We start from the raw sequence: 18,999 nt of genomic DNA on the forward strand, positions 1-18,999 counted from the left end.
GGTGATGAACGCTCAAGTTAAAATTCCATGCATGCAGGCTTCCGTCGGATCGCAGGGAGACGTCGACGTCGTGAAGCTTGCGAGCAAGCGCGCGCGGCTCCTCGAGCGGGCGCCGCTGGCCATCGTCGAGTACGGCTGCGATCTCACGATCGAGGACTGGAACCAGGCGGCCGAGCGATTGCTCGGCTACACGCGGGAGGAGGCGGTCGGCCGGCGTGTGGATGAGTTGTTGCCCGTGCGCGATGATCCCAGCGCATGGCGGCGGCTCCTCGGAGAGGACGGGGCGGCGCCTCGCGTGTGGTCCCACGCCCGAAAGGGCGGGGACCTGGCCGTCTTCGAGTGGAGTCACGAGCGCCTCCTCGACGAGCGGGGGGAGGTGAGCGGCATCGGGGTCTTCGGGCAATGCGTGACGGAGCGGGCCGAGCAACTCCGCGTTCTCAAGGAGAAGGAGCACATCCTTCACACGGTCACGCAGACCCTGCCGGTCGTCGTCTGGGCCGTCGATCGCGACGGGGTGTTCACGTTCCACGAGGGCAAGGCGGCCACGTCCGCGGGGCTCGAGCAGGGACAGTTCGTCGGCAAGAGCGTGTTCGAGCTCTTTGCGGATCATCCACAGAACGCCATGCTGCGGCGGGCGCTCGCGGGCGAGGCCGGCCATTCGACGCTCTCGACGTACGGGGTGTCGTGGGAGAACTGGCAGATCCCGGTCCGTGACGCGCGCGGCGAGGTCTACGGGGTCCTCGGCTTGACGCTCGACGTCACCAGCGCAGCGAAAACGGAGGAGGAGCTCCGGAACCGGCTGGAGCTCATCGAGCGCCAGCAGCAGGTCATCCGCGAGCTGTCGACGCCCATCATCGAGGTCTGGGAGGGCGTGCTGACCTTGCCCATGATCGGCATCCTGGACAGCGCGAGGACCGCAGAGGTGATGGACTCCCTGCTCGAGGCGATCGCGCGCACACGCTCGCGTTACGCCATCCTCGACCTCACGGGTGTCGAGATGGTGGACACGAAGACCGCGGCCTACCTGATCCAGCTCGTCGGCGCCATCCGGCTTTTGGGCGCGGAGGGCATCATCACGGGCATCCGCTCGAACGTCGCACAGACCGTCGTGGCGCTCGGGCTCGATCTGACCGGCACGACCACCTTGGGGAACCTCCGGGCGGCGCTCCAGCACTGCATCCGGCAGATGAGCAAGGAGCACGCAGCCAGCGCGCTGCAGCGGCGGTGAGGTGTTCACCCGCGGGCCATCCGTGGATGGCGTGACTTACGCCCCGAGCTCGGCGATCGACCGGCAGACGCGGCGGAGCCGGTCGCGCAGCCACCGGTGCGCGGGATCGGCATCGAAGCGGGGGTGCCACGCCTGCGCGATGGTGATGCCCGGCGTTGTCACGGGCAGCGGGAAGGTGACGAGATCGAAGCGCGGGGCGGCGTGCGCGAGCCACTTCGACGGGAACGCGCCGACGAGGTCGGAGCTGGCGAGGAGGAACAGCGCCGCATAATGGCCTGACGCCACGGCCGCGGTGGTCCGGGCGAGCCCTTTCTTCTTGAGGGCGTCGTCGATGGGGCCCCAGATCTTCCCCTGCCTGGAGACCCCGAGGTGGGCGTGCTCGACGAACCGCTCCAGCGTCACCTTGCCGGACGCGAGCGGGCTGCCGCGGCGCACCACGCCCACGAAGCGGTCACGGGCGAGCGCCTGCACGCGGATCTCCGGGCCCATCTCGCCGATGATGCCGACGTCGAGATCGATCCGGCCCTCCCGGAGCGCGGCCACGTCCTCGTCGCCCTCGGGGAGGAAGCGGACCGTGACGCCCGGCGCCTCGGCCCTCAGGGCGTCGAGCAGCGGGGCGCCGACGAGCCCGAGCATGCCGTCGCTGGTCCGCACCGCGAAGCTGCGGGTGAGCGCGGCGACGTCGACCGCGCCCCGCTCGCGCAGGACCGCGCTGGCCGAGGCGACCACCGCGCGCACGCGCGGGCGCAGCTCCGCGGCCCGCGGCGTCGGCACGAGCCGCCGGCCGGCGCGCACGAGGATCGGGTCGCCCACGGCCTCGCGGACGCGCGCGAGCGTGCGGCTCATGGCCGAGGGGCTGAGGTGCATCCGCCGCGCGGCGAGGAGGACGCTCTCCTCCTCGAGGAGCACGTCGAGCGCGACGAGCAGGTTCAGATCCATGGAGTGCATGGGACGCAACGATACCTTACCGTACGTGCACTGGAAGCCATGTCTCCTCGGGTGCACCTTCCGTGTCGGACAGGGCAGCCGCGAGGGCAGCAGCGCCGTCGCCGTGAGCCCCGGAGGAGAATCGCCATCATGAGCACCACGCTCGATTCGCCGCGCGTTCAAAGCATCCTCGACCGCCTCTTCCAGGACGCCGACAGCGGCGATCCGCGCATCATCGCCCGCGTGCGCGGCGACTGGGAGCGCCGCGGGCCGAGCCCGGACGCCGAGGGGCTCGCCCAGATGTTCGCCGACGCGTATCTGCCGGTCTCCCGCGAGGTCGGCCGCCTGCTGCACCTCCTCGCCTTCGCGGCGAGGGCGCGCACGGTGGTGGAGTTCGGCACGTCGTTCGGGATCTCGACGGTGTTCCTGGCCGCGGCCGTCCGCGATGGGGGCGGCGGGCGGGTGATCGGCAGCGAGATGCACCCGGAGAAGGTGCGACGGGCGCGGAACAACCTCGATGAGAGCGGGCTCGGCGATCTCGTCGAGATCCGCGAGGGGGACGCGCTGGTGACGCTCCGGGACGTGGAGGGGCCGATCGATTTCGTCCTGCTGGACGGCTGGAAGAACCTCTATCTGCCGGTGCTCCGGATGCTCGAGCCCCGCCTGCGGAGGGGCGCGCTCATCGTCGCCGACGACCTCGACATCGCCCCAGACGACCTGCGGCCTTATCTCGAGTACGTGCGCGGCGCGGGCAGCGGCTACGGATCGGTGGAGATCCCGCTCGGGGACAGGCTGGAGGTCTCCTGCTGGCACGGCCGCGACGGCGGCGAGGGCGGGGCGTGAGCGCGAGCCTGCCCCTCGCGCGAGGGCGACCGGCGTGATCCGGCGCGCGAGGGGCTCGGGTCCGCTCCGCTTCAGTCGAGCCGGATGACGACCTTGCCGAAGTGCTTGCCCGCGGCGAGCTTGGCGAGCGCGTCGCTCGCCCGCTCGAGCGGGAAGACCTCGTCGATCACGGGGCGGATCGCGTGCGCCTCGAGCGTCGCCGCGAGATCGACGAACGACTGGCGCGAGCCGACGATGACGCCCTCGACGCGGATCGCCCGGAACAGGATCGGCATCGGATCGATCTGGCTGCCGACCCCGGTGAGCAGCCCGATGAGGCTCACGACGCCGCCGGCCTTCACCGCCTGCAGCGAGCGCGGGAGCGTGCCGGCGCCGCCGACCTCGATCACCCGATCCACCCCCTCGCCGCCGGTCAGGCGCAGCACCTCCTCGTGCCACTCCGGCTGCTGCCGGTAGTCGATCGTGTCGGTCACGCCGAGCGCGCGCAGGCGGTCGATCTTCGCCGCGCTGGACGACGTGGCGATGACCCGAAGCCCCGCGGCGCGCGCGAGCTGCGCGGCGAAGAGCGACACGCCGCCGGTCCCCTGGACGAGGACGGTGGCGCCGGGCGCGGGGCGCGGCCACGACTCGAAGAGCGCGGACCACGCGGTCACGGCAGCGCACGGGAGCGTCGCCGCCTCGTCGAAGCCGAGGTGCGCGGGCGCGGGGAGGAGCCCGTCCTCGGCGAAGACCACGAGCTCGGCGAGGACGCCGTCGTTCTGGCCGGCGCCGAGCTGCGCGGCGCGGTACGCCTGGCGGAACGGGCCCGACGCCCACGTCGGGAAGTACGTCGAGACGACCCGATCCCCGGTCTTCCAGCGGCGCACGCCGGCGCCGACCTCGACGACCTCGCCCGCGGCGTCCGCGAGGGGGATGAGGTCGTCCTTGCGCTCGCCGTGATACAGGCCGCGCGCGACCATGAGGTCACGGTAGTTGATCGACGCGGCGCGGATGCGCACGAGCACCTGTCCCGGACCGGGCCTGGGCGCGGGGCGCTCGGCGAGCGTCCATGCGTCGGCTTCGGAGGCGTTCTTTCGAATGATGACAGCTTTCATGGCGTGTCCTCCCTGGACACCCCATCCGTAGATCCATTCCGCCGGGCGCAGTAGTCCGCGCGAGGGAACGTCACCTGTGCTATTTCGGCACAGATCATGATCTCCCTAGCCGCGATCGAGCTGCTCGTCGCCACCGTCGAGACCGGGAGCTTTTCTCGCGCGGCGCGCCGGCTCGGCGTCACGCCCTCGGCGGTGAGCCGTCGCGTGATGCGCCTCGAGCGGGAGCTCGGCGTGGCGCTCCTGGCGCGCACGACGCGGTCGCTCCGCCTGACCGACGACGGGCAGGCCTTCTATGCGCGCTGCGTGCGCATCGTCGAGGAGCTCGGGGAGGCGACGGAGGCGATCGCGCGCGCCAGCACGAAGCCGGTGGGGCTCCTGCGCGTCGACGCGCCGGTGACGCTCGGACGGGAGGTGATCGCGCCGAGCCTGCCGCGCTTCTCGGCGCGCACTCCCGACGTCCGGGTCCACCTGACGCTGCGCGATCAGCACGTCGACCCCGTGGCCGAGGGGCTCGACCTGCTCGTGCGCATCGGCCAGCTCGGCGACTCGAGCCTGGTGGCGCGCCGGCTCGGCGCGAGCCGCATCGTCCACTGCGCGGCGCCGTCGTACATCGCGCGGCGCGGCGCGCCACAGGCGCCGGCCGATCTCGCGCGCCACGACTGCGTCGGGTACCTGCGCGACGGGCGGCCGGATCCGTTTCGCTTCCCGACCGGGGACGGGGATGCCGTGCTCGATGTGCCCATCTCCGGGCCGTTCCACGCGAACGACGCGGATGTCCTGAAGCGCCTCGCGCTCGCGGGGAGCGGGATCGTGGCGATGTTCGATTTCCTCGTGAAGGACGCGCTGGCCGAGGGGACGCTCGTGACCGTGCTGGAGGAAGCTCGGACGATGAGCTGGCCGATTCACGCGCTCTACCCGAAGAATCGGCATTTGCTGCCGAAGGTACGGGTGTTCGTCGAATACCTCGCGGAGGTCTTCGCGCCGTCAGGGGCGCGGCGCGGGGGAGAGCGCCGGCGCGGCGCGCGGCGTGGGTGAGACGCTCGTTGATGGCTCTGGTCTGGCGTCTTGGACGGCGCTCCGGGCAACCTCGGCATGGACCTTCGTGTCGAGATCGCGGTACGTTCTCCCTGGGGCGCGCGATCCGCGTCCGTCACGCGAAGCGGCGGGGAGGTTGCACGATGAGCGATGTATTGACGACGGCCCAGGCGATCGAGGCAGCGAGATACAATGACGCCCGCGCGCTCGACCTGCTGGTCATGCTGCGGGGCTTCTTCGGCGTCGACCAGCAGGAGAGCAAGCGCACCTACACCGAGGCGCTCGTGCAGCGCATCGCGTGGTTCCAGCGGCGCTTCGACCTCTCCGTCGACGGCAAGATCGGACCGACGACGCACCCGCTCATCCTCGAACAGATGGGCGCCGCCGACGCGGGCCCGCTCTGGCCGGCCGAGGACGCGCCGCCGGAGGCCCGGCTCGCGCACTACACGATGCTGTGCAAGCTGGTGGGGCACGACCCCGCGGGATCGAGGACGACCTTGCTCGGCCTGCGCGGCGTCCGCCTCTTCGGCCTGCGCACGCATACCGTGAGGAGCCGGAGCGAGTACGACGACGCGTTCGTGCTGCTGAGCTTCCAGGGCGACGAGAAGGTGTACGAGTTCCGCGGCGCGACGCACCCGTACCAGACGAGCTCGATGGCCTCTCCGGACTTCGACGGTGATCGCCGTCCCGACGTCGGGATGCTGAGGCCGGGGCACTATCATGTCGAGGCCCTGTCCGACCTCTACAAGGGTCACCCGGCGCTTGCGGTCCTCCGCTCCTCGGGAGTTAACCGCGGGCGGCTCCCCGCATACCGCGACACAAACCACGACGGGCTCTTCGACGAGGCCGAGATGCGCGCGTCCGAGGCGGCCACCTCCGGAGGGCAGGTGTCGGAGGGGATGGGGGCGTGGATGGATCAGGTGCTCTTCCATCCCGGCCTCGGATTCAGCTCGATCGGCTGTCAGACCGCGCGTCCCGAGGATATCAGGAAGCTCCACGCGCTGGGGAAGTTCGAGTACCTGCTCGTCAATGCGGTGGATGTGCTCGCCCTCATGAAGCAGAGGCGATGAAGGAGCCCCGGGGCTGACCAGCGAGTCGCGCCCGGCGCCTCAGCGTGACAGGCGTGCTGCCAGGTAGTGACGCATGGACATCGGCGCTCGGCCGAGCAGGCGCTCCAGCGTCGGGTCCACGGCGGCGAACTCGCGCTCCCGGCTCGCCGCGAACAGGCCCAGGAGCAAGTCCGCCCGTTCTTCGGGGACGCCGTGAGACACCATGTCCGCTCGGAACGCTCGATCGCTGACGGTCACCCGCGTGATCGAGCGCCCGAGGAGCTCCGAGGCGATCGCGGCGATCTCCGCGAGGTCGAGGGCAGGGGAGGCGGTGAGCGGCGGGGTCGACCCCTCGAGGCGCGCCTCGTCCGTCAGCGCGATCGCCGCCGCGTCGGCCAGGTCGCCGTGCTCGGTCCACGAGACCGGGCCGTCCTCTGGCGCGACGAGCTTGCCGGTCTCGAGCGCCCGCTCGAGGAGCATGAGCGCGGACGCGGCATAGAACCCGTTGCGGAGCGAGGTGAAAGCGACCCCCGACCCCTGCAGCAAGGCCTCGGTGGCTGCGTGGTCGCGCATCGGCGCGAAGCGGGACGCCGGGTTCGAGCCCATGTGGCTCGTGTAGAGGACGCGGCGGGCGCCCGCCGCGCGAGCCGCCTCGATCGCGGCTCCATGCTGGCGCACCGCGGCCTCGCCTGCGCTGTCGACGGAGACGATCAGGACATGCGACGCGCCCTCGAAGGCGTGGCGCAGGCTCGCGGGGTCCTCGAAGGTCGCCCGACGCACGCGGACGCCGCGCGCGGCGAGCGCGCTGGCCTGCTCCGGGTTGCGCACGCTGACGCCGAGCCGAGCGGCGGGCACGCGCTGAAGGAGCCGCTCCGTGATGGCTCGGCCGAGCTGACCGTTGGCTCCAGTGACGATGATCATGACAACCTCCTGCCGCGTCGGGCGCAGCGACCGTGCGCGATCGTCCCGAGGACCACGCGGCTCTCCATGCGCCGCGCGGCCCGTGACGGTGGCGCTCTTGACGGGGTCGAACCTAGCGCCCGCCGCCGGAGCGCATTAGTGTGCTTGGAGGGAAGGAACTGTTGCCGTGGACGCACAGATCGATCTGGACCTCAACGACGCCGCGCTCCTCGTGCGGGTCGTCCGGGCGCGCAGCTTCTCGGCCGCCGCCCGCGAGCGCGGGGTGCCGGTCTCCACGGTGAGCCGGCGCATCGCGCGGCTCGAGTCCGCGCTCGGCGTCCGGCTCCTGGAGCGAACGACGCGGCGGCTGCGGCTCACCGACGCCGGGCGCGCGTACTTCGGCCACGCCGAGCGGGCGATCGACGACCTCGCGCAAGGCACGCATCACGTCCGCGAGCTCCAGAGCGAGCCGCGCGGGCGCGTGCGGATCGTCGCGCCGGTCTCCCTCGGCGCCGCGGTGGCGAGCGCCGTCTGCACCTACCTCGCGAAGCATCCCCGCGTGTCGGTCGACCTCGAGATCGATTCGCGGCGGGTCGACCTCCTCGCCGGGAGCTTCGATATCGCGATCGTCCCGGGCAAGGTGGACGACACCACCGACTTCGTGGCGCGGGAGCTGTGGCGGGCGACGCGGAAGCTGCTGTACGCGAGCCCGCGCTACCTCGAGGCGCGGGGCGTTCCCCAGCGGGTCGAGGACCTCGCGCGCCACGATTGCATCGCGCTGCACGCGACCGAGGGGATGGCCACGTGGACGCTCGGGCAAGGGCGCCGGAGGCGGCGCTTCGCCTTCGAGCCCCGCTTCTATGTGAGCGAGTCCTCCGCCGCCCACCGCGCGACGCTCGCGGGCATCGGCATCGCGCTGCTTCCGGAGGTGTTCTGCGCCGAGGACGTGGCCGCGAAGCGCCTCGTCCGCGTCCTCAAGGGCCACGAGGCCGAGGCCGGTGGCGTCAGCCTCGTCTATCGCGCGCATCGAGCCCTGACGGCCGCCGTCCGGACCTGCGTCGACCATCTCCTCGGGGAGCTGCCGGCGACCGACCCGGCGCGCGCCGGCCGCGGCCGCCGCGAGGACCGACGTTGAGCGCGCGCATCATCCTGGTTCGGCACGGCCGCTCGGCGCACGTCCACACCGGCTGGATCGACGCCGCCGGGTTCCAGCGCTGGCGCGACGCCTACGACGCCGCGGGCCTTCTGCCCGGGGAAAGCCCGCCGCCGGCGCTCCGGGCCCTGGCGACGCAGGTGGGCGCGGTGGTGGCGAGCGATCTGCCGCGCGCCCGCGCCTCGGCCGAGCTGCTCCTCCCCGGCGGCGAGATCGCCACGTCGGCGCTGCTGCGCGAGCTGGAGCAGCCGGCGCCGCCGCTGGGCAACGCGCGGGCGCCGCTCGCGGTCTGGGCGCTCGCGATCGGGCTCCGGAAGGCCTACGGGGCGCTCCGCGCCGCGCCGCCGCCCGCGGCGCAGCAGCGCCAGGCCGCCGAGGCGGCCGCGTGGTTGATCGGGCTCGCGGCCGAGCGCGGCAGCGTGCTCGCGGTCACCCACGGCTGGCTGCGCGAGCTGCTGGCGCAGGCGCTGGCCGAGCGCCGGTGGAGGCGCGAGCACACGTCGGGGCGCTACGCCCACTGGAGCGCGTGGACGCTGACCGACGGGCGTCGATCGGGATCGTGATTGCCCGCCTGGTGGGCTTGCTGCGACCAGCGAGCTGAAACTGCCTGAGAGCGCAGAGCTTCGAACCGCCAAGGCGCCAAGGACGCCAAGAAAAAGATAATATCCTGGCGTTCTTGGCGCGCCTTGGCGGTTTACTTCTCGCCGACTCCTCGCCGAGGCGTAGCCTTGGCGCTCACACGACGCGGGGGCGCGGCGTCTCGGGCCTCCGGTCGGGATCCGGGAGGGAACCATGGCACGTGCGATGTTCTGTGCGCTCTTCACCGCAGTGACGCTCGCGCTCGCGATCGGGTGCGCCGCCGGGAACGAGGCCTCGACGCCCAGGGCGGCAGCGACCCAGGGCGGGCTGCGCCTGCCCGAGGGAGCGAGGTTCGTGGATCTCACGTACCCGTTCGACGACAGGACGATTTACTGGCCGACAGCCGCGACGGGCTTCGTGCTGAATCGGGTGCATCACGGCCCCACCGAGGCTGGATACTTCTACGCGTCGAACGACTTCTGCGCGCCGGAGCACGGCGGGACGCACCTGGACGCGCCCATCCATTTCGCGGAGGGCAAGAGCACCGCCGACGCCGTGCCGATCTCGCGCCTCGTCGCGCCGGCCGCCGTCGTGGACGTGTCGGCAGCCGCTGCGAAGGACGCCGATTACCGCGTGACGAGGGCCGACATCGCGGCCTTCGAGCGGGAACACGGCCCCATCGCGCCCGGGACCGTCGTGCTGATCCGCACCGGCTGGGGGAGCCGCTGGCCCGATCGGAGGCGCTACCTCGGCGACGACAGGCGCGGCGACGCGTCCAACCTGCACTTTCCCGGCATCGGCGAGGACGCCGCGCGCGCCCTCGTCGCGCGGGAGGTGGCCTCGGTCGGCATCGACACGGCGAGCATCGATCACGGGCCGTCGAGGGACTTCATCGCGCACCGGGTGCTCCTCGGCGCCGACATCGCCGCGTTCGAGAACGTCGCCTCGCTCGAGGCGCTGCCGGCGCGCGGCGCCCTCGTGTTCGCGCTGCCCATGAAGATCCGCGGCGGCTCGGGGGGACCGCTTCGGATCATCGCCCTGCTCCCGCGGTAGCGCCGGCGCTGGGGCGTGAACGCGTCAATGCCTCTTCTTGCAGCCCCCGTAGCGCTCCACGCTCGCGAGCGTCGGCGGGTTGACGAAATACGTCGCGTCATACCCGCCCGTGACGAGCACCGACCCGTCCTGCAGCGTCGTCGCCGTGTGGAAGCCTCTCTGGATCGGCTCGTCGATCACCGTCCAGGTGTTGCTGGCCTCCTTGTAGATCTCGGCTCCCTCGCTGCCGACCGCCATCACGCGGCCGTGATCCAGGGGCGCCACGGCGGACGCCCACGTGTGGCGGAAATTCGGCGGCGGGGTCGACGTCCACGTGTCGCTCGCGGGGTCGTAGATCTCGGCGGTCTCGCCGGCGTCGACGAGGACCACGATCTCCTCCTCGGTGCCGCCGTAGATCCTGCCGCCGCCTCCGACCACCAGCACGCGCCCGCTCGGCAGCAGCGTGGCCGTGTGCTGCATGCGGGGCAGGTTCGTCGGCGCCGCCGCCGTCCACGCGCCCGTGGCCGGATCGTAGATCTCCACGCTGGTGCGACCCTCGGGCATCTCGTTGCCGTTCAACGTGTAGCCGCCGACGACGAGCACACGACCGTCCTGGAGCAGCGTCGCCGTATGCAGGTGGCGCGTGACCGACATCGACCCTGCGCTGGACCAGGTGTTCGCGGCAGGATCGTAGAGCACCGCCTCCTTGAGCACGCGGTCGTCGTCGCTGCCGCCCGTGCGCAGCAAAAGCCCGCTCGGCAAGAGGGTCAGCGCCGTCTGGGCGAACTCCCAGCCGCGGGCCGCCTCGGCGGGGGTGAAGGGGACGCTCGTCGTCGCACCCGTGCTCGGATCGTAGACCAGCCCGCCCGGGCTGAAGAGCACCCTGCCGTCCTGCAGGAGCGCCGCCCCCACGGGAGACATCGGGTAGGGCAGCGCGTCGCCGGTCGTCCACGTGTCCGTGGCAGGATCGTAGAAGTCGACCGTCGTGGGGTAGGGGTAGTCGCCGCTGCCGCCGGCGACCATCACCTGGCCGTCCGGCATGAGCAGCGCGATGTGCCGCTCTCGCGCCTGGGGCAGCGGCGCCACGGACGACCACTCCTCGTGGACGCCGACGTGGCGGCGGCACTTCTTCTTCGCGTGCTCCGCGTGGTGGCCGGCCATCGGCGCCGCGTGCGCCTCGAGCGCCGCCTCCTCGGATGCGTCATCCGCCAGGGCCGCCGGCTCCGCCTCAGGGCCGCACCCGGCGGCCGCGAGCGCGGCGAGGGAGAGGCAGGCGACCAGACCACGATGACGTCGACCGGTGGTAGACATGGTAGGACCTCGTCAGGAGTTGGGGGAGGGTGAAGCCGTCCTCTGCGGGGGACACGCCCCCAGCGCAACCGACGATCCTACCAGACGGCCGCGCGGGGGAGCACCTATCATCCAGGACACCACCGGAGCCTCCCGTGCCCGAGGCGCTCCCTTCCGTGCTCCCGGAGGACCTCGAGACGAGCTCTCCTGGGACAGCTCACGCGGACGCCGTGGCCGGCCGCCGCTGCGCACCCGTCGCGGTCGAGAGCCCCGCGAGGGTCATTTTGCTTTGACATCGGTTATGTTAACGTTAACAATAGGGTCTCCGGCTCGGATCCTTGCTCATTCAGGGGCGTGATCCCGCTTTGGGCGGCGAAACCTCGCAGATCCCCGGCCGGCTAGGTCCATCATGAAGAGGCGACAACTCCCTTTCTTAGGAGCGCAGTCTCTGGCGCTCGTCATCGCTGGGCTCTGGCTCACGGCTTGCGACTCGTCGGGCCAAGCGTCGAGCGGCGCCGGAGGCGCCGGTGGACAGGCCGAAGGCGCCGGTGGACAGGCAGAAACTGGCACCACCGCGACCGGCAGCACCAGCAGCGTCGCCACGACCAGCAGCTCCGCCACGACCGGCGGCACCGGCGGCGGCACGGGCGGGACGATCGATCCCGGGGAGGGCGGCGGCGGGACCGGCGGCACCGGCGGCGAGGACGACGCGCCACCACCGACGGAGTTCGACAATCCCATCATCAAGTACGACGCGCCAGATCCGACGAGCGGTCCTGGAGACCCCATTTTTACCGCGGATGGCGCCGCCATGGTCTGGAACAACAAGGTCTACCTGTATACTGGCCATGACGAGCAGGCCGAGGGGGCGAGCGGTTATCGCATGTTCGACTATCGGCTCTGGACCTCGTCCGACATGGTCCGCTGGGAGAACGAGGGCGCGGTGATGCGCTACGATGTGTTCTCCTGGGCTCGCGGCGGCGAGTCGACGGGCAACGCCAATGCGGGGCAGGTGGTCCATCGCGACGACAAGGACGGCAACCCGAAGTTCTATTTCTACGCGCCGGTGGAGGGCGGCCAGTCCGGCTACGGGATCTCGATCGGCGTCGCGGTGGCGGACAAGCCGGAAGGACCGTTCAAGGACGCACGTGGCGTCCCGCTCATCTTCTTGGCCGACACCCAGGGCACGGCAGAGCATTCGTGGCGCAACCTCGACCCGACGGTCCTCGTCGACGACGACGGCCGGGTCTACATGTACTGGGGAAATGGAGTCCTGTACTGGGTCGAGCTCGAGCAGGATATGATCCACCTGAAGGGGGAGACCTACACCACCGACGGCAGCGGGAAGATGCAGAACCGCAGCCTCGGCAGCGCCCAGATCCATGTGCTCAAGGACATCCCCAGCTACACCGAGGCGCCGTTCCTCTCCAAGCACGGCAACCTCTATTACTTGACGTACGCTTCCGGGTTCCCGGAGACCATCTCCTACGCCACCAGCACATCGCCGGAAGGGCCGTGGCAGCATCGGGGCGTCATCCTGGACCGGGTGCCGAACAGCGACACCATTCACCAGTCGCTCTTCGACTTCAAGGGCGCCAGCTACCTCACGTACCACAACGCCGGGCTGCCGACCGGCGGCAGCTACCGGCGATCGACATGCGTGGATCGCGCCTACTTCAACGACGACGGGACCCTCAAGAAGATCGTCCCGACGCACAAGTGATCGGTCGCGAGCGCGTCGCGTCGCATCGGGCGTTCCGGTTGTCCTCGAGGGGGCGTCTGCTGCGGCGCGCTTGACAGGGGCGAGAGCTCTGGCGTTTCGTACGCCCCGCAGCGCGGGGCATGGATCGTGTACCCCGGGCGCCCTGCTGCAGGAGGTCGCATGATTCGACGGATCTGGCACGGCTGGACAACCCCCGAGAACGCAGACGCGTACGAAGCCCTGCTCAAGACGGAGATCTTCCCGGGGATCCTGGCGAAGCAGGTGAGCGGCTTCCGCCGCATCGAGCTGCTCCGGCGCCCGCTCGGAGACGAGGTCGAGTTCGTCACCATCATGGGGTTCGACTCGATCGAGGCCGTGAAGGCGTTCGCCGGCGAGGACTACGAGACCGCGTACGTGCCAGCCAAGGCGCGCCAGGTCCTCGCCCGCTTCGACGCCCGATCGCAGCACTACGAGGTCCGCGAGACGCGCGTGAGCGAGGACCCGTAAGCCAGCGCCACCCACGCCGGCGACGCGCGACCCCTCCCAGCAGGCGTGACGCCGGCGGCCACCCCCGGCCCGCTACGCCACGACCCCGGCCCTCTCCATCGCCCCCCGCGCGCTCGCCACCGCCGCGAACCGCTGCGCCAGGTACTCCGCCACCCGCGCGTGCTGGCTGAACACCGCGTTGAACCGGAGGTGCGGATCGCCCGCCCCGTCCGCCATGAACGTCGCCCCGCGCGCCAGCAGGATCTTGTTGAGATAAGCGTCCTTCACCAGCTCGTCGACGTCCACGCCGCGCGGCACCGCGCCCCAGAGGAACAGCCCGCCCTCGCCCGGATGGTCGAGCAGCACGCCGGCGTCGCGCAGCCGGCGCGCCGCCGCGTTCCGCGCCGCGCCGAGCTTCTGCTGCAGCCGGTCGATGTGCTTGCGCCACCTGCCGGCCGACAGCACCTCCAGCAGCACGAGCTCGTTCAGCGCGCCGGTCGTCAGCACCGAGTAGATCTTCTCGCGCAGGAGCGGCTTCAGCCGCCCCGGCTCGGCCGCGATGTAGCCCAGGCGCAGCGCCGGGCTCAGCGCCTTGCAGAAGCTCGAATAATAGACGACCCCGTCCAGCCCCGAGAGCTGCGCCAGCCGCGTCGGGTGCCCGGGGTGGAAGTGACCGTGCACGTCGTCCTCGGCGATGAGCACGCCGTGCTGGTGCGCGATCAGCAGCGCGCGGTGCAGGTTGGCGGCGCTCGATCCCCAGCCGGTCGGGTTGTGCAGCACGCTCTGCAGGAACATCAGCTTGGGCCGGTGCTCGCGGCACGCGACCTCCAGCGCCCCGAGATCCACGCCATCGGGCCTCCGCGCGACCGGCACGATGCGGTAGCCCGCCTGCCGCAGGCGGCCGAATATCAGGAAATAGCCGGGGTTCTCCACGAGCACCGCGTCGCCCGGCTGGAGGGTGCTCCGGCAGATCAGGTCGATGGCGTGCGTGCCGCCCCAGGTGGTGAGCACGCGGCCCGCGTCGGCCGGGATGCCCTGCGCGCGCAGCAGCGTCGCGATCCGCTCGCGCAGCGCGGGCAGCCCCTGCGGCGGGCAGCGCGCCGCCATGCCGGCGTCGCTCCGCGCGAGCGCGCGCTGGAGCACCGTCGCGGGGATGGCGTCGCTCAGCCAGCTCGCCGGGAGGGCGCCGCTGCTCGCCAGCAGCACGCCGGCGCGCTGGTCGTTCGACTGCTGCGCCAGCCACACCGGCTCCTGCTCCTCCCCGGCCTCGAGCCACGCCTCGCTCGGCATCGGCGACGCCGCCTCGCACACGAAGTAGCCGGACGTCCCGCGCGACTCGACGAGCCCGGCCGCCGCCAGCCGATCGTAGGCCGCCACCACGGTGTTGGGGCTCACGCCCAGCTGACCGGACAGCTGGCGGATCGACGTCAGCCGCGCGCCGGGCGGCAGCCGCGCGCCCTCGATCAGCGCGCGCAGCCGCGCCTCGATCTGGTCGGCCAGGGGAACGGCGGAGTCGCGGTCGAGCGAGAACATGGGTCAGCGCAGGAACAGGAGCGCCAGCACCGCCAGCGCGCCGGCCATGATGCCATTGAACACCCGCTGCCGTCGCGGATCGGTCAGAAATCGCCGGAGCGCCACGCCGAACAGCGCCCACGCCGAGATGCACGGGAAGATGACGACGAGGCCGACGGCGGACACGAGCAGCGCGCCGCTCGCCGCGCCCATGCCCGCCGGCATGAACACCGACGCCAGCGTGATCGCCTTGACCCAGCTCTTCGGGTTGACGGCCTGGAACAGCGCCCCCTGCGCGAACGACAGCGGCCGCGGCACCTCGGCGCCCTTGAGCGCGGCGCCGCCGGTCAGCCGCCACGCCAGCACGAGCAGGTACAGCGCGCCGGTCACGCGCAGCACGCCGTGGAGCGCCGGGACCGCGGTGAACAGCGCGCCCAGGCCGAGGCACGTGACGAAGGTCTGGACCGCGCCGCCCACGCTGATGCCCAGCACATGCGGCAGCGTCCCGCGGTAGCCGAAGTTGGCGCCCGAGGCGGTGAGCATCATGTTGTTCGGCCCGGGGGTGCTGGACATCACGAAGCAATAGGTCGCAAGGGGCACGAGCTCGGTCATGGGGGGAAGCTCCGGTCGGGGATGAGCCAGAGCGTAAGGAGGCGGCGCTCGCCGGTGAAGGCACAGGGGGCGCGCCGCCTGAAAGCACTGTGTCAGTCGCGCGGCTGGTACAGTTCGGAGGCCGTGAACGTGGAGGAGACATGACGGACGAATCAGCGGACCGCGCGGCCGAGAAGGCGGCGTTCTTCCGGCCGGAGAACGAGGAAGAGGGCTCGCGCTGCGAGAGCTCGAGCCCCACGGGGAAGTACAGGCTCGTGGTTTCGAGCTACTCGACCGGACACGGCACCTGGAACTACACCCAGGGCGAGGTCTACAGGACCGGTGGTGCGGACCCGATCGCCGTCGTGCAGCGGAACTTCGGGTCGTTCCCGTTCCTCTTCGTCGAGGCGCATCCGAACGGCCACGACTACCTGGTGTGCGGCGAGGACTACCAGGGCCAGACCGTGGTGGAGCTCGACACCGGGAAGCGCCGAGACCACCTGCCAGAGGAGGCGAGGGAAGGGGTCGGCTTCTGCTGGGTGGACATGCGCTTCGAGCCGTCGGTCGCGATGCTCGTCGTCGAAGGGTGCATCTGGGCGTGCCCGTACGAGCTGCGGTTCTTCGACTTCGCGGACCCGATGTCCGGGTGGCCCGAGATCGAGGCGCCCGTGATGATCGACGCCGATCGGCGCCCGCCGAAGGTCGACGCCGGCGGGACGATCGTCTGCTACCGGTCGGCGCCCGACGGCGCGGCCGGAGGCGGCGAGGCCGAGGCGCCGGTCGCCGCGATCCTGACGTTCCGGCGCGATGGCATGAAGCTCGTCCTGGAGCGCGAGTGGACCTCCGAGGAGGAGCGGGCGAGGCGCAAGGCCCAGGAGGAAGGGCGGAAGCGATAAGTGCGGGCCGACGGTTCAGAGGTCTACGCGGCGACGTATCGCCGCTGTAACACACGGCGCTCCTCCTCCGTCGACGCCGCGATGAGCGCGATATAGGGCTCGAAGGCGAGGGGCATGGGGAGATCGAAGAGCAGGTGCTTCTCGTGATCGACGCTCTTCCCCGCGCCATGGCAGAGGAACAGGCGCTCCTGGAGGAGCGGGAAGACGGCGATGGAGGTGAGCTCGTGCCTCTCGATCGTCTCGATGTCGGCGATCGACGGCTCGAGGATCTCGTCGAACACACCGCTCGGATGCTTGAACGGACCTCCGGCGTGACGGTTCACGTCCTTGCGTACGGGCGCCCCGCCGCGACCGATCGTGATGAACGAGCGCTCGTGAGGCGTGCCCTCCCAGACCGTCACCCGCCGGCTCGTCGCGTCGGGGTGGATCCACACGGTCGGGAGGTCGATGTTCAACGGCGCCACGCCCTTGACCCGGCCGATCGTGCTCGACCCGAGGAACTGCCGGGTGACGGCCGCGCAGAAGAGGACGTCCGTCGGAGCGAGCCGTGTCCCGTGCCAGTCGCGATCCCGGCGGAAGTGACGGAAGAAGAGGAGGTAGGGAGACCTGCACATCTGCGCGAGGACGAAGAGCCCCCTGCGGGTCTCGAGGTCGATCACGTTGCCTGCACCCCAGGTGACGCGCCCCATCGCGACCGCGACGCTACCCGTTCAGGCGCGCGCCGGCGAGGCGATCGTCTCCACAAGGACGTCGCCCCGCTCAGTCGCAGCCCCCGACGCTCCACATGCCCGGCGCCTCCACGTGGAGCGTGACGACCTCGCTCTTGTCGAGCCCGAGCGCCTCGTGCGCGCCCGTGGTGCGGTATCCGAGGAAGATCTGCTCGTCCCCGAAATCCACGATCTGCTTCTGCGCGCGGCCGTGGATCTCGTGCTCCGCCACCGAGGCGGTGATCGCGTTGCACGCGAAGGGCACGTAGCTCACGTGCGCGAGCATGATCGGCCCCGCGGCGTTGAAGCCCGTGATCGAGAGGCCGGTGAACTGCCCGTCCGCGTCGTCGCTGCTCGGATCGGTGAGCGGCGTGAAGGTCCGGCCGCCCTCCGCGTTGTAGAGGTTGGCGAGGGAGCTCGGCGAGCTCGGGTTGCCCGCCATGAAGGCGACCTTCCCGGCGCTCGCCTTCCTGGCCTCGTCGATCCGGTAAATCCCCACGCCGCCGGAGACGTCCTCGAAGTCGAACCAGCGCTGCAGACCGCGGTCGTAGCCCTCGTTCTGCCGGTTCTCGACCAGGAAGTACTGGTCCGGATCCGAGGTCTCGATCTTGTAAATCGTCGGAGCGACGCTCTGCCCGAAGAGCTCCGCGCCGGCCGACTGGACGATGGGAATGTCGTGCGCCGGCGCCCCGGGCTCGATCACGGTCGGCGCGAGGAAGCCGGCCTTGACCCGGCTCCAGGCGCCCATCGCCACGGGCACCGAGCCCGCGGGCGCCCCGTCCGTGCTCCCCCAGCTCCCGCTCGCCATCACGCACCACGCGCCGACCGGCGTCGGGCCCTTGTAGAGATCCGGCAGGCCGATCGCCGCGTGCCCGAGCTCGTGGACGATGACGCCCACGGTGGCCGGCATGGTGGTGGGCACGCCGCGGATCTTGTGGACCTGCCGCTCGCCGATCGCGGCGTAGCCGGGGAGGACCTTCCCGTCGAGCGTGATCGGCGCCTCAAAGGGCTTGGCGTGAGCCCACACGGACGGCGTCTTGCTGCCGTTCGAGGTCTCGTAGCCGGCCACGACGAAGAGCACGTTGAGCTCGTCGCCGCGGACCTTGCCGTCGGCGTTGACGTCGTACGAGGCGAAGTCGACGAACGGGTTCGCCATCACCAGCGCCTCCTTCAGGTAGGGCTCGAGGAGCGCGAAGTCCTTCTTGCTGTTCGGGTGCGCGAACGGGAGCTTGACCCGGACGATGCCGTCGTTCGCCGTGCCCTGCGTCTCCCGAGCGCGAGTGAACGAGAACTTCCCGCGCGACATGTCGGCGTAATAGTGGTTCACCGAGCCCGGGAGGCTCCCGTACAGGGTCTGCTTCCAGTGCGCGATGTCGGTCTCGAAGTTGCCGGTGAACGCGCCCGGCAGGGCGATCCCGCCCCCCTGGGTGAACTCCAGCTGGATGGTGAGCAGCGGGCGCCGGATCGCGGAGGTCGCGGCCAGTCCCGCCGCGCGCGGGAGCGCGCCCGCGGCGCGCGGGAGCGCCGCCTCCCAGAGGGCGTCGAGCTCCTCGGCGTCGATGCGCGGGAGCAACGCCGGATCCACGGCGCCGCCCTGCGCGCGGAGATCGCGGACCAGCACCCCGGAGGGGACGAGCACGACGGCGCCGCTCCTGGTCGAGCCGAGCTCGGCGACCTCGTAGTCGCCCGAGAGGTCGTTGAGCACGACGACGGTGCCGTCCGCCATCCGCAGGTAGTCGAAGTGCTCGTCGCCGATCACCTCGGCGCGGAAGGTCGCGCCGGTCGCGTCGAGCGGGATCTCGCGCAGCCCGGGCTCGGCGCTCACCGCGGCCGCCGGGCGGCTCATCGAGACCGCGCTCGCCAGCACCGCGAGCCCGACGAGCCCGAGCCTCGCCCCGCCCCGCCCGCCGATGATCCCCTGGTGCTCCACCTTGCCCGCGCCGCTGTACCGAGACGTCATGTCCGCATCCTCCTC

General features: G+C 71.2%; 18 protein-coding genes. 10 read left to right on the forward strand and 8 right to left on the reverse strand.

What is annotated here, in order from left to right; all coding sequences use genetic code 11:
* Positions 1-4: 4 nt before the first annotated feature.
* A complete protein-coding gene (locus WMF33_RS19305) occupies positions 5-1,228 on the forward strand; it encodes a PAS domain-containing protein (protein ID WP_437339494.1) in 1,224 nt (407 codons plus the stop codon).
* A gap of 36 nt (positions 1,229-1,264) precedes the next feature.
* Here WMF33_RS19305 and WMF33_RS19310 read toward each other — a convergent pair whose 3' ends face one another.
* A complete protein-coding gene (locus tag WMF33_RS19310) occupies positions 1,265-2,176 on the reverse strand; it encodes a LysR family transcriptional regulator (protein ID WP_437338510.1) in 912 nt (303 codons plus the stop codon).
* Between the two features lie 129 nt (positions 2,177-2,305).
* On the opposite strand from WMF33_RS19310, the gene WMF33_RS19315 reads away from it, so the two are divergent.
* Positions 2,306-2,998 (forward strand): O-methyltransferase, encoded by a 693-nt coding sequence (locus WMF33_RS19315; RefSeq protein WP_437338511.1) that lies wholly within the window; start codon positions 2,306-2,308, stop codon positions 2,996-2,998.
* Between the two features lie 71 nt (positions 2,999-3,069).
* Here WMF33_RS19315 and WMF33_RS19320 read toward each other — a convergent pair whose 3' ends face one another.
* A complete protein-coding gene (locus tag WMF33_RS19320) occupies positions 3,070-4,092 on the reverse strand; it encodes a zinc-dependent alcohol dehydrogenase family protein (RefSeq protein WP_437338512.1) in 1,023 nt (340 codons plus the stop codon).
* A 96-nt stretch (positions 4,093-4,188) separates the two neighbouring features.
* On the opposite strand from WMF33_RS19320, the gene WMF33_RS19325 reads away from it, so the two are divergent.
* Complete coding sequence (locus tag WMF33_RS19325; RefSeq protein WP_437338513.1) at positions 4,189-5,127, forward strand: LysR family transcriptional regulator; 939 nt, start codon at positions 4,189-4,191, stop codon at positions 5,125-5,127.
* A 143-nt stretch (positions 5,128-5,270) separates the two neighbouring features.
* Entirely contained in the window at positions 5,271-6,197 is a 927-nt protein-coding gene (locus WMF33_RS19330) for a peptidoglycan-binding protein (RefSeq protein ID WP_437338514.1), read from the forward strand.
* Positions 6,198-6,236: 39 nt separating this feature from the next.
* Here the strand turns inward: WMF33_RS19330 and WMF33_RS19335 are convergent, their stop codons facing one another.
* Positions 6,237-7,097 carry an NAD(P)H-binding protein gene (locus tag WMF33_RS19335; protein WP_437338515.1) on the reverse strand — a complete coding sequence of 287 codons (861 nt, stop codon included), beginning with the start codon at positions 7,095-7,097 and terminating at the stop codon, positions 6,237-6,239.
* 166 nt (positions 7,098-7,263) lie between these two features.
* Here WMF33_RS19335 and WMF33_RS19340 point away from each other — a divergent pair, with 166 nt between their 5' ends.
* From WMF33_RS19340 to WMF33_RS19350, 3 genes are all read left to right on the forward strand, one after another.
* Positions 7,264-8,211, forward strand: coding sequence for a LysR family transcriptional regulator (locus tag WMF33_RS19340; protein ID WP_437338516.1), 948 nt, complete (start codon positions 7,264-7,266; stop codon positions 8,209-8,211).
* Complete coding sequence (locus tag WMF33_RS19345; RefSeq protein ID WP_437338517.1) at positions 8,208-8,792, forward strand: hypothetical protein; 585 nt, start codon at positions 8,208-8,210, stop codon at positions 8,790-8,792. The genes WMF33_RS19340 and WMF33_RS19345 overlap by 4 nt, the downstream gene beginning before the upstream one ends.
* 229 nt (positions 8,793-9,021) lie before the next feature.
* Positions 9,022-9,861, forward strand: coding sequence for a cyclase family protein (locus tag WMF33_RS19350; RefSeq protein ID WP_437338518.1), 840 nt, complete (start codon positions 9,022-9,024; stop codon positions 9,859-9,861).
* Between the two features lie 24 nt (positions 9,862-9,885).
* Here the strand turns inward: WMF33_RS19350 and WMF33_RS19355 are convergent, their stop codons facing one another.
* Positions 9,886-11,151 (reverse strand): Kelch repeat-containing protein, encoded by a 1,266-nt coding sequence (locus WMF33_RS19355; RefSeq protein WP_437338519.1) that lies wholly within the window; start codon positions 11,149-11,151, stop codon positions 9,886-9,888.
* A gap of 388 nt (positions 11,152-11,539) precedes the next feature.
* Here WMF33_RS19355 and WMF33_RS19360 point away from each other — a divergent pair, with 388 nt between their 5' ends.
* A complete protein-coding gene (locus WMF33_RS19360; RefSeq protein WP_437338520.1) occupies positions 11,540-12,853 on the forward strand; it encodes a glycoside hydrolase family 43 protein in 1,314 nt (437 codons plus the stop codon).
* Positions 12,854-13,012: 159 nt separating this feature from the next.
* Complete coding sequence (locus tag WMF33_RS19365) at positions 13,013-13,339, forward strand: antibiotic biosynthesis monooxygenase family protein (RefSeq protein ID WP_437338521.1); 327 nt, start codon at positions 13,013-13,015, stop codon at positions 13,337-13,339.
* A gap of 72 nt (positions 13,340-13,411) precedes the next feature.
* On the opposite strand, the gene WMF33_RS19370 is transcribed toward WMF33_RS19365, so the two are convergent.
* Positions 13,412-14,851: a PLP-dependent aminotransferase family protein gene (locus tag WMF33_RS19370; RefSeq protein WP_437338522.1), complete on the reverse strand. Its 1,440-nt coding sequence runs from the start codon at positions 14,849-14,851 to the stop codon at positions 13,412-13,414.
* 3 nt (positions 14,852-14,854) lie between these two features.
* Positions 14,855-15,442, reverse strand: a complete 588-nt coding sequence (locus WMF33_RS19375) for a LysE family translocator (protein WP_437338523.1) — start codon at positions 15,440-15,442, stop codon at positions 14,855-14,857.
* A 140-nt stretch (positions 15,443-15,582) separates the two neighbouring features.
* Here WMF33_RS19375 and WMF33_RS19380 point away from each other — a divergent pair, with 140 nt between their 5' ends.
* Positions 15,583-16,317: a hypothetical protein gene (locus WMF33_RS19380; RefSeq protein WP_437338524.1), complete on the forward strand. Its 735-nt coding sequence runs from the start codon at positions 15,583-15,585 to the stop codon at positions 16,315-16,317.
* Positions 16,318-16,340: 23 nt separating this feature from the next.
* Here WMF33_RS19380 and WMF33_RS19385 read toward each other — a convergent pair whose 3' ends face one another.
* Together WMF33_RS19385 and WMF33_RS19390 are read right to left on the reverse strand one after the other, a co-directional pair.
* Positions 16,341-17,006 (reverse strand): hypothetical protein, encoded by a 666-nt coding sequence (locus tag WMF33_RS19385; RefSeq protein WP_437338525.1) that lies wholly within the window; start codon positions 17,004-17,006, stop codon positions 16,341-16,343.
* Between the two features lie 70 nt (positions 17,007-17,076).
* Positions 17,077-18,984 (reverse strand): M6 family metalloprotease domain-containing protein, encoded by a 1,908-nt coding sequence (locus WMF33_RS19390; protein WP_437338526.1) that lies wholly within the window; start codon positions 18,982-18,984, stop codon positions 17,077-17,079.
* Positions 18,985-18,999 lie beyond the last annotated feature (15 nt).

The organism is Sorangium sp. So ce394 (genome assembly GCF_051474665.1).
GTDB lineage: Bacteria > Myxococcota_A > Polyangia > Polyangiales > Polyangiaceae > Sorangium > Sorangium cellulosum_D.

What these genes read in the sequence shown, in the direction of transcription:
- WMF33_RS19305 (WP_437339494.1), top strand. Translation starts at nt 5, where the DNA reads ATGAACGCTCAAGTTAAAATTCCATGCATGCAGGCTTCCGTCGGATCG.
- WMF33_RS19310 (WP_437338510.1), bottom strand. Translation starts at nt 2,176, where the DNA reads ATGCACTCCATGGATCTGAACCTGCTCGTCGCGCTCGACGTGCTCCTC.
- WMF33_RS19315 (WP_437338511.1), top strand. Translation starts at nt 2,306, where the DNA reads ATGAGCACCACGCTCGATTCGCCGCGCGTTCAAAGCATCCTCGACCGC.
- WMF33_RS19320 (WP_437338512.1), bottom strand. Translation starts at nt 4,092, where the DNA reads ATGAAAGCTGTCATCATTCGAAAGAACGCCTCCGAAGCCGACGCATGG.
- WMF33_RS19325 (WP_437338513.1), top strand. Translation starts at nt 4,189, where the DNA reads ATGATCTCCCTAGCCGCGATCGAGCTGCTCGTCGCCACCGTCGAGACC.
- WMF33_RS19330 (WP_437338514.1), top strand. Translation starts at nt 5,271, where the DNA reads ATGAGCGATGTATTGACGACGGCCCAGGCGATCGAGGCAGCGAGATAC.
- WMF33_RS19335 (WP_437338515.1), bottom strand. Translation starts at nt 7,097, where the DNA reads ATGATCATCGTCACTGGAGCCAACGGTCAGCTCGGCCGAGCCATCACG.
- WMF33_RS19350 (WP_437338518.1), top strand. Translation starts at nt 9,022, where the DNA reads ATGGCACGTGCGATGTTCTGTGCGCTCTTCACCGCAGTGACGCTCGCG.
- WMF33_RS19355 (WP_437338519.1), bottom strand. Translation starts at nt 11,151, where the DNA reads ATGTCTACCACCGGTCGACGTCATCGTGGTCTGGTCGCCTGCCTCTCC.
- WMF33_RS19360 (WP_437338520.1), top strand. Translation starts at nt 11,540, where the DNA reads ATGAAGAGGCGACAACTCCCTTTCTTAGGAGCGCAGTCTCTGGCGCTC.
- WMF33_RS19365 (WP_437338521.1), top strand. Translation starts at nt 13,013, where the DNA reads ATGATTCGACGGATCTGGCACGGCTGGACAACCCCCGAGAACGCAGAC.
- WMF33_RS19370 (WP_437338522.1), bottom strand. Translation starts at nt 14,851, where the DNA reads ATGTTCTCGCTCGACCGCGACTCCGCCGTTCCCCTGGCCGACCAGATC.
- WMF33_RS19375 (WP_437338523.1), bottom strand. Translation starts at nt 15,442, where the DNA reads ATGACCGAGCTCGTGCCCCTTGCGACCTATTGCTTCGTGATGTCCAGC.
- WMF33_RS19380 (WP_437338524.1), top strand. Translation starts at nt 15,583, where the DNA reads ATGACGGACGAATCAGCGGACCGCGCGGCCGAGAAGGCGGCGTTCTTC.
- WMF33_RS19385 (WP_437338525.1), bottom strand. Translation starts at nt 17,006, where the DNA reads ATGGGGCGCGTCACCTGGGGTGCAGGCAACGTGATCGACCTCGAGACC.
- WMF33_RS19390 (WP_437338526.1), bottom strand. Translation starts at nt 18,984, where the DNA reads ATGACGTCTCGGTACAGCGGCGCGGGCAAGGTGGAGCACCAGGGGATC.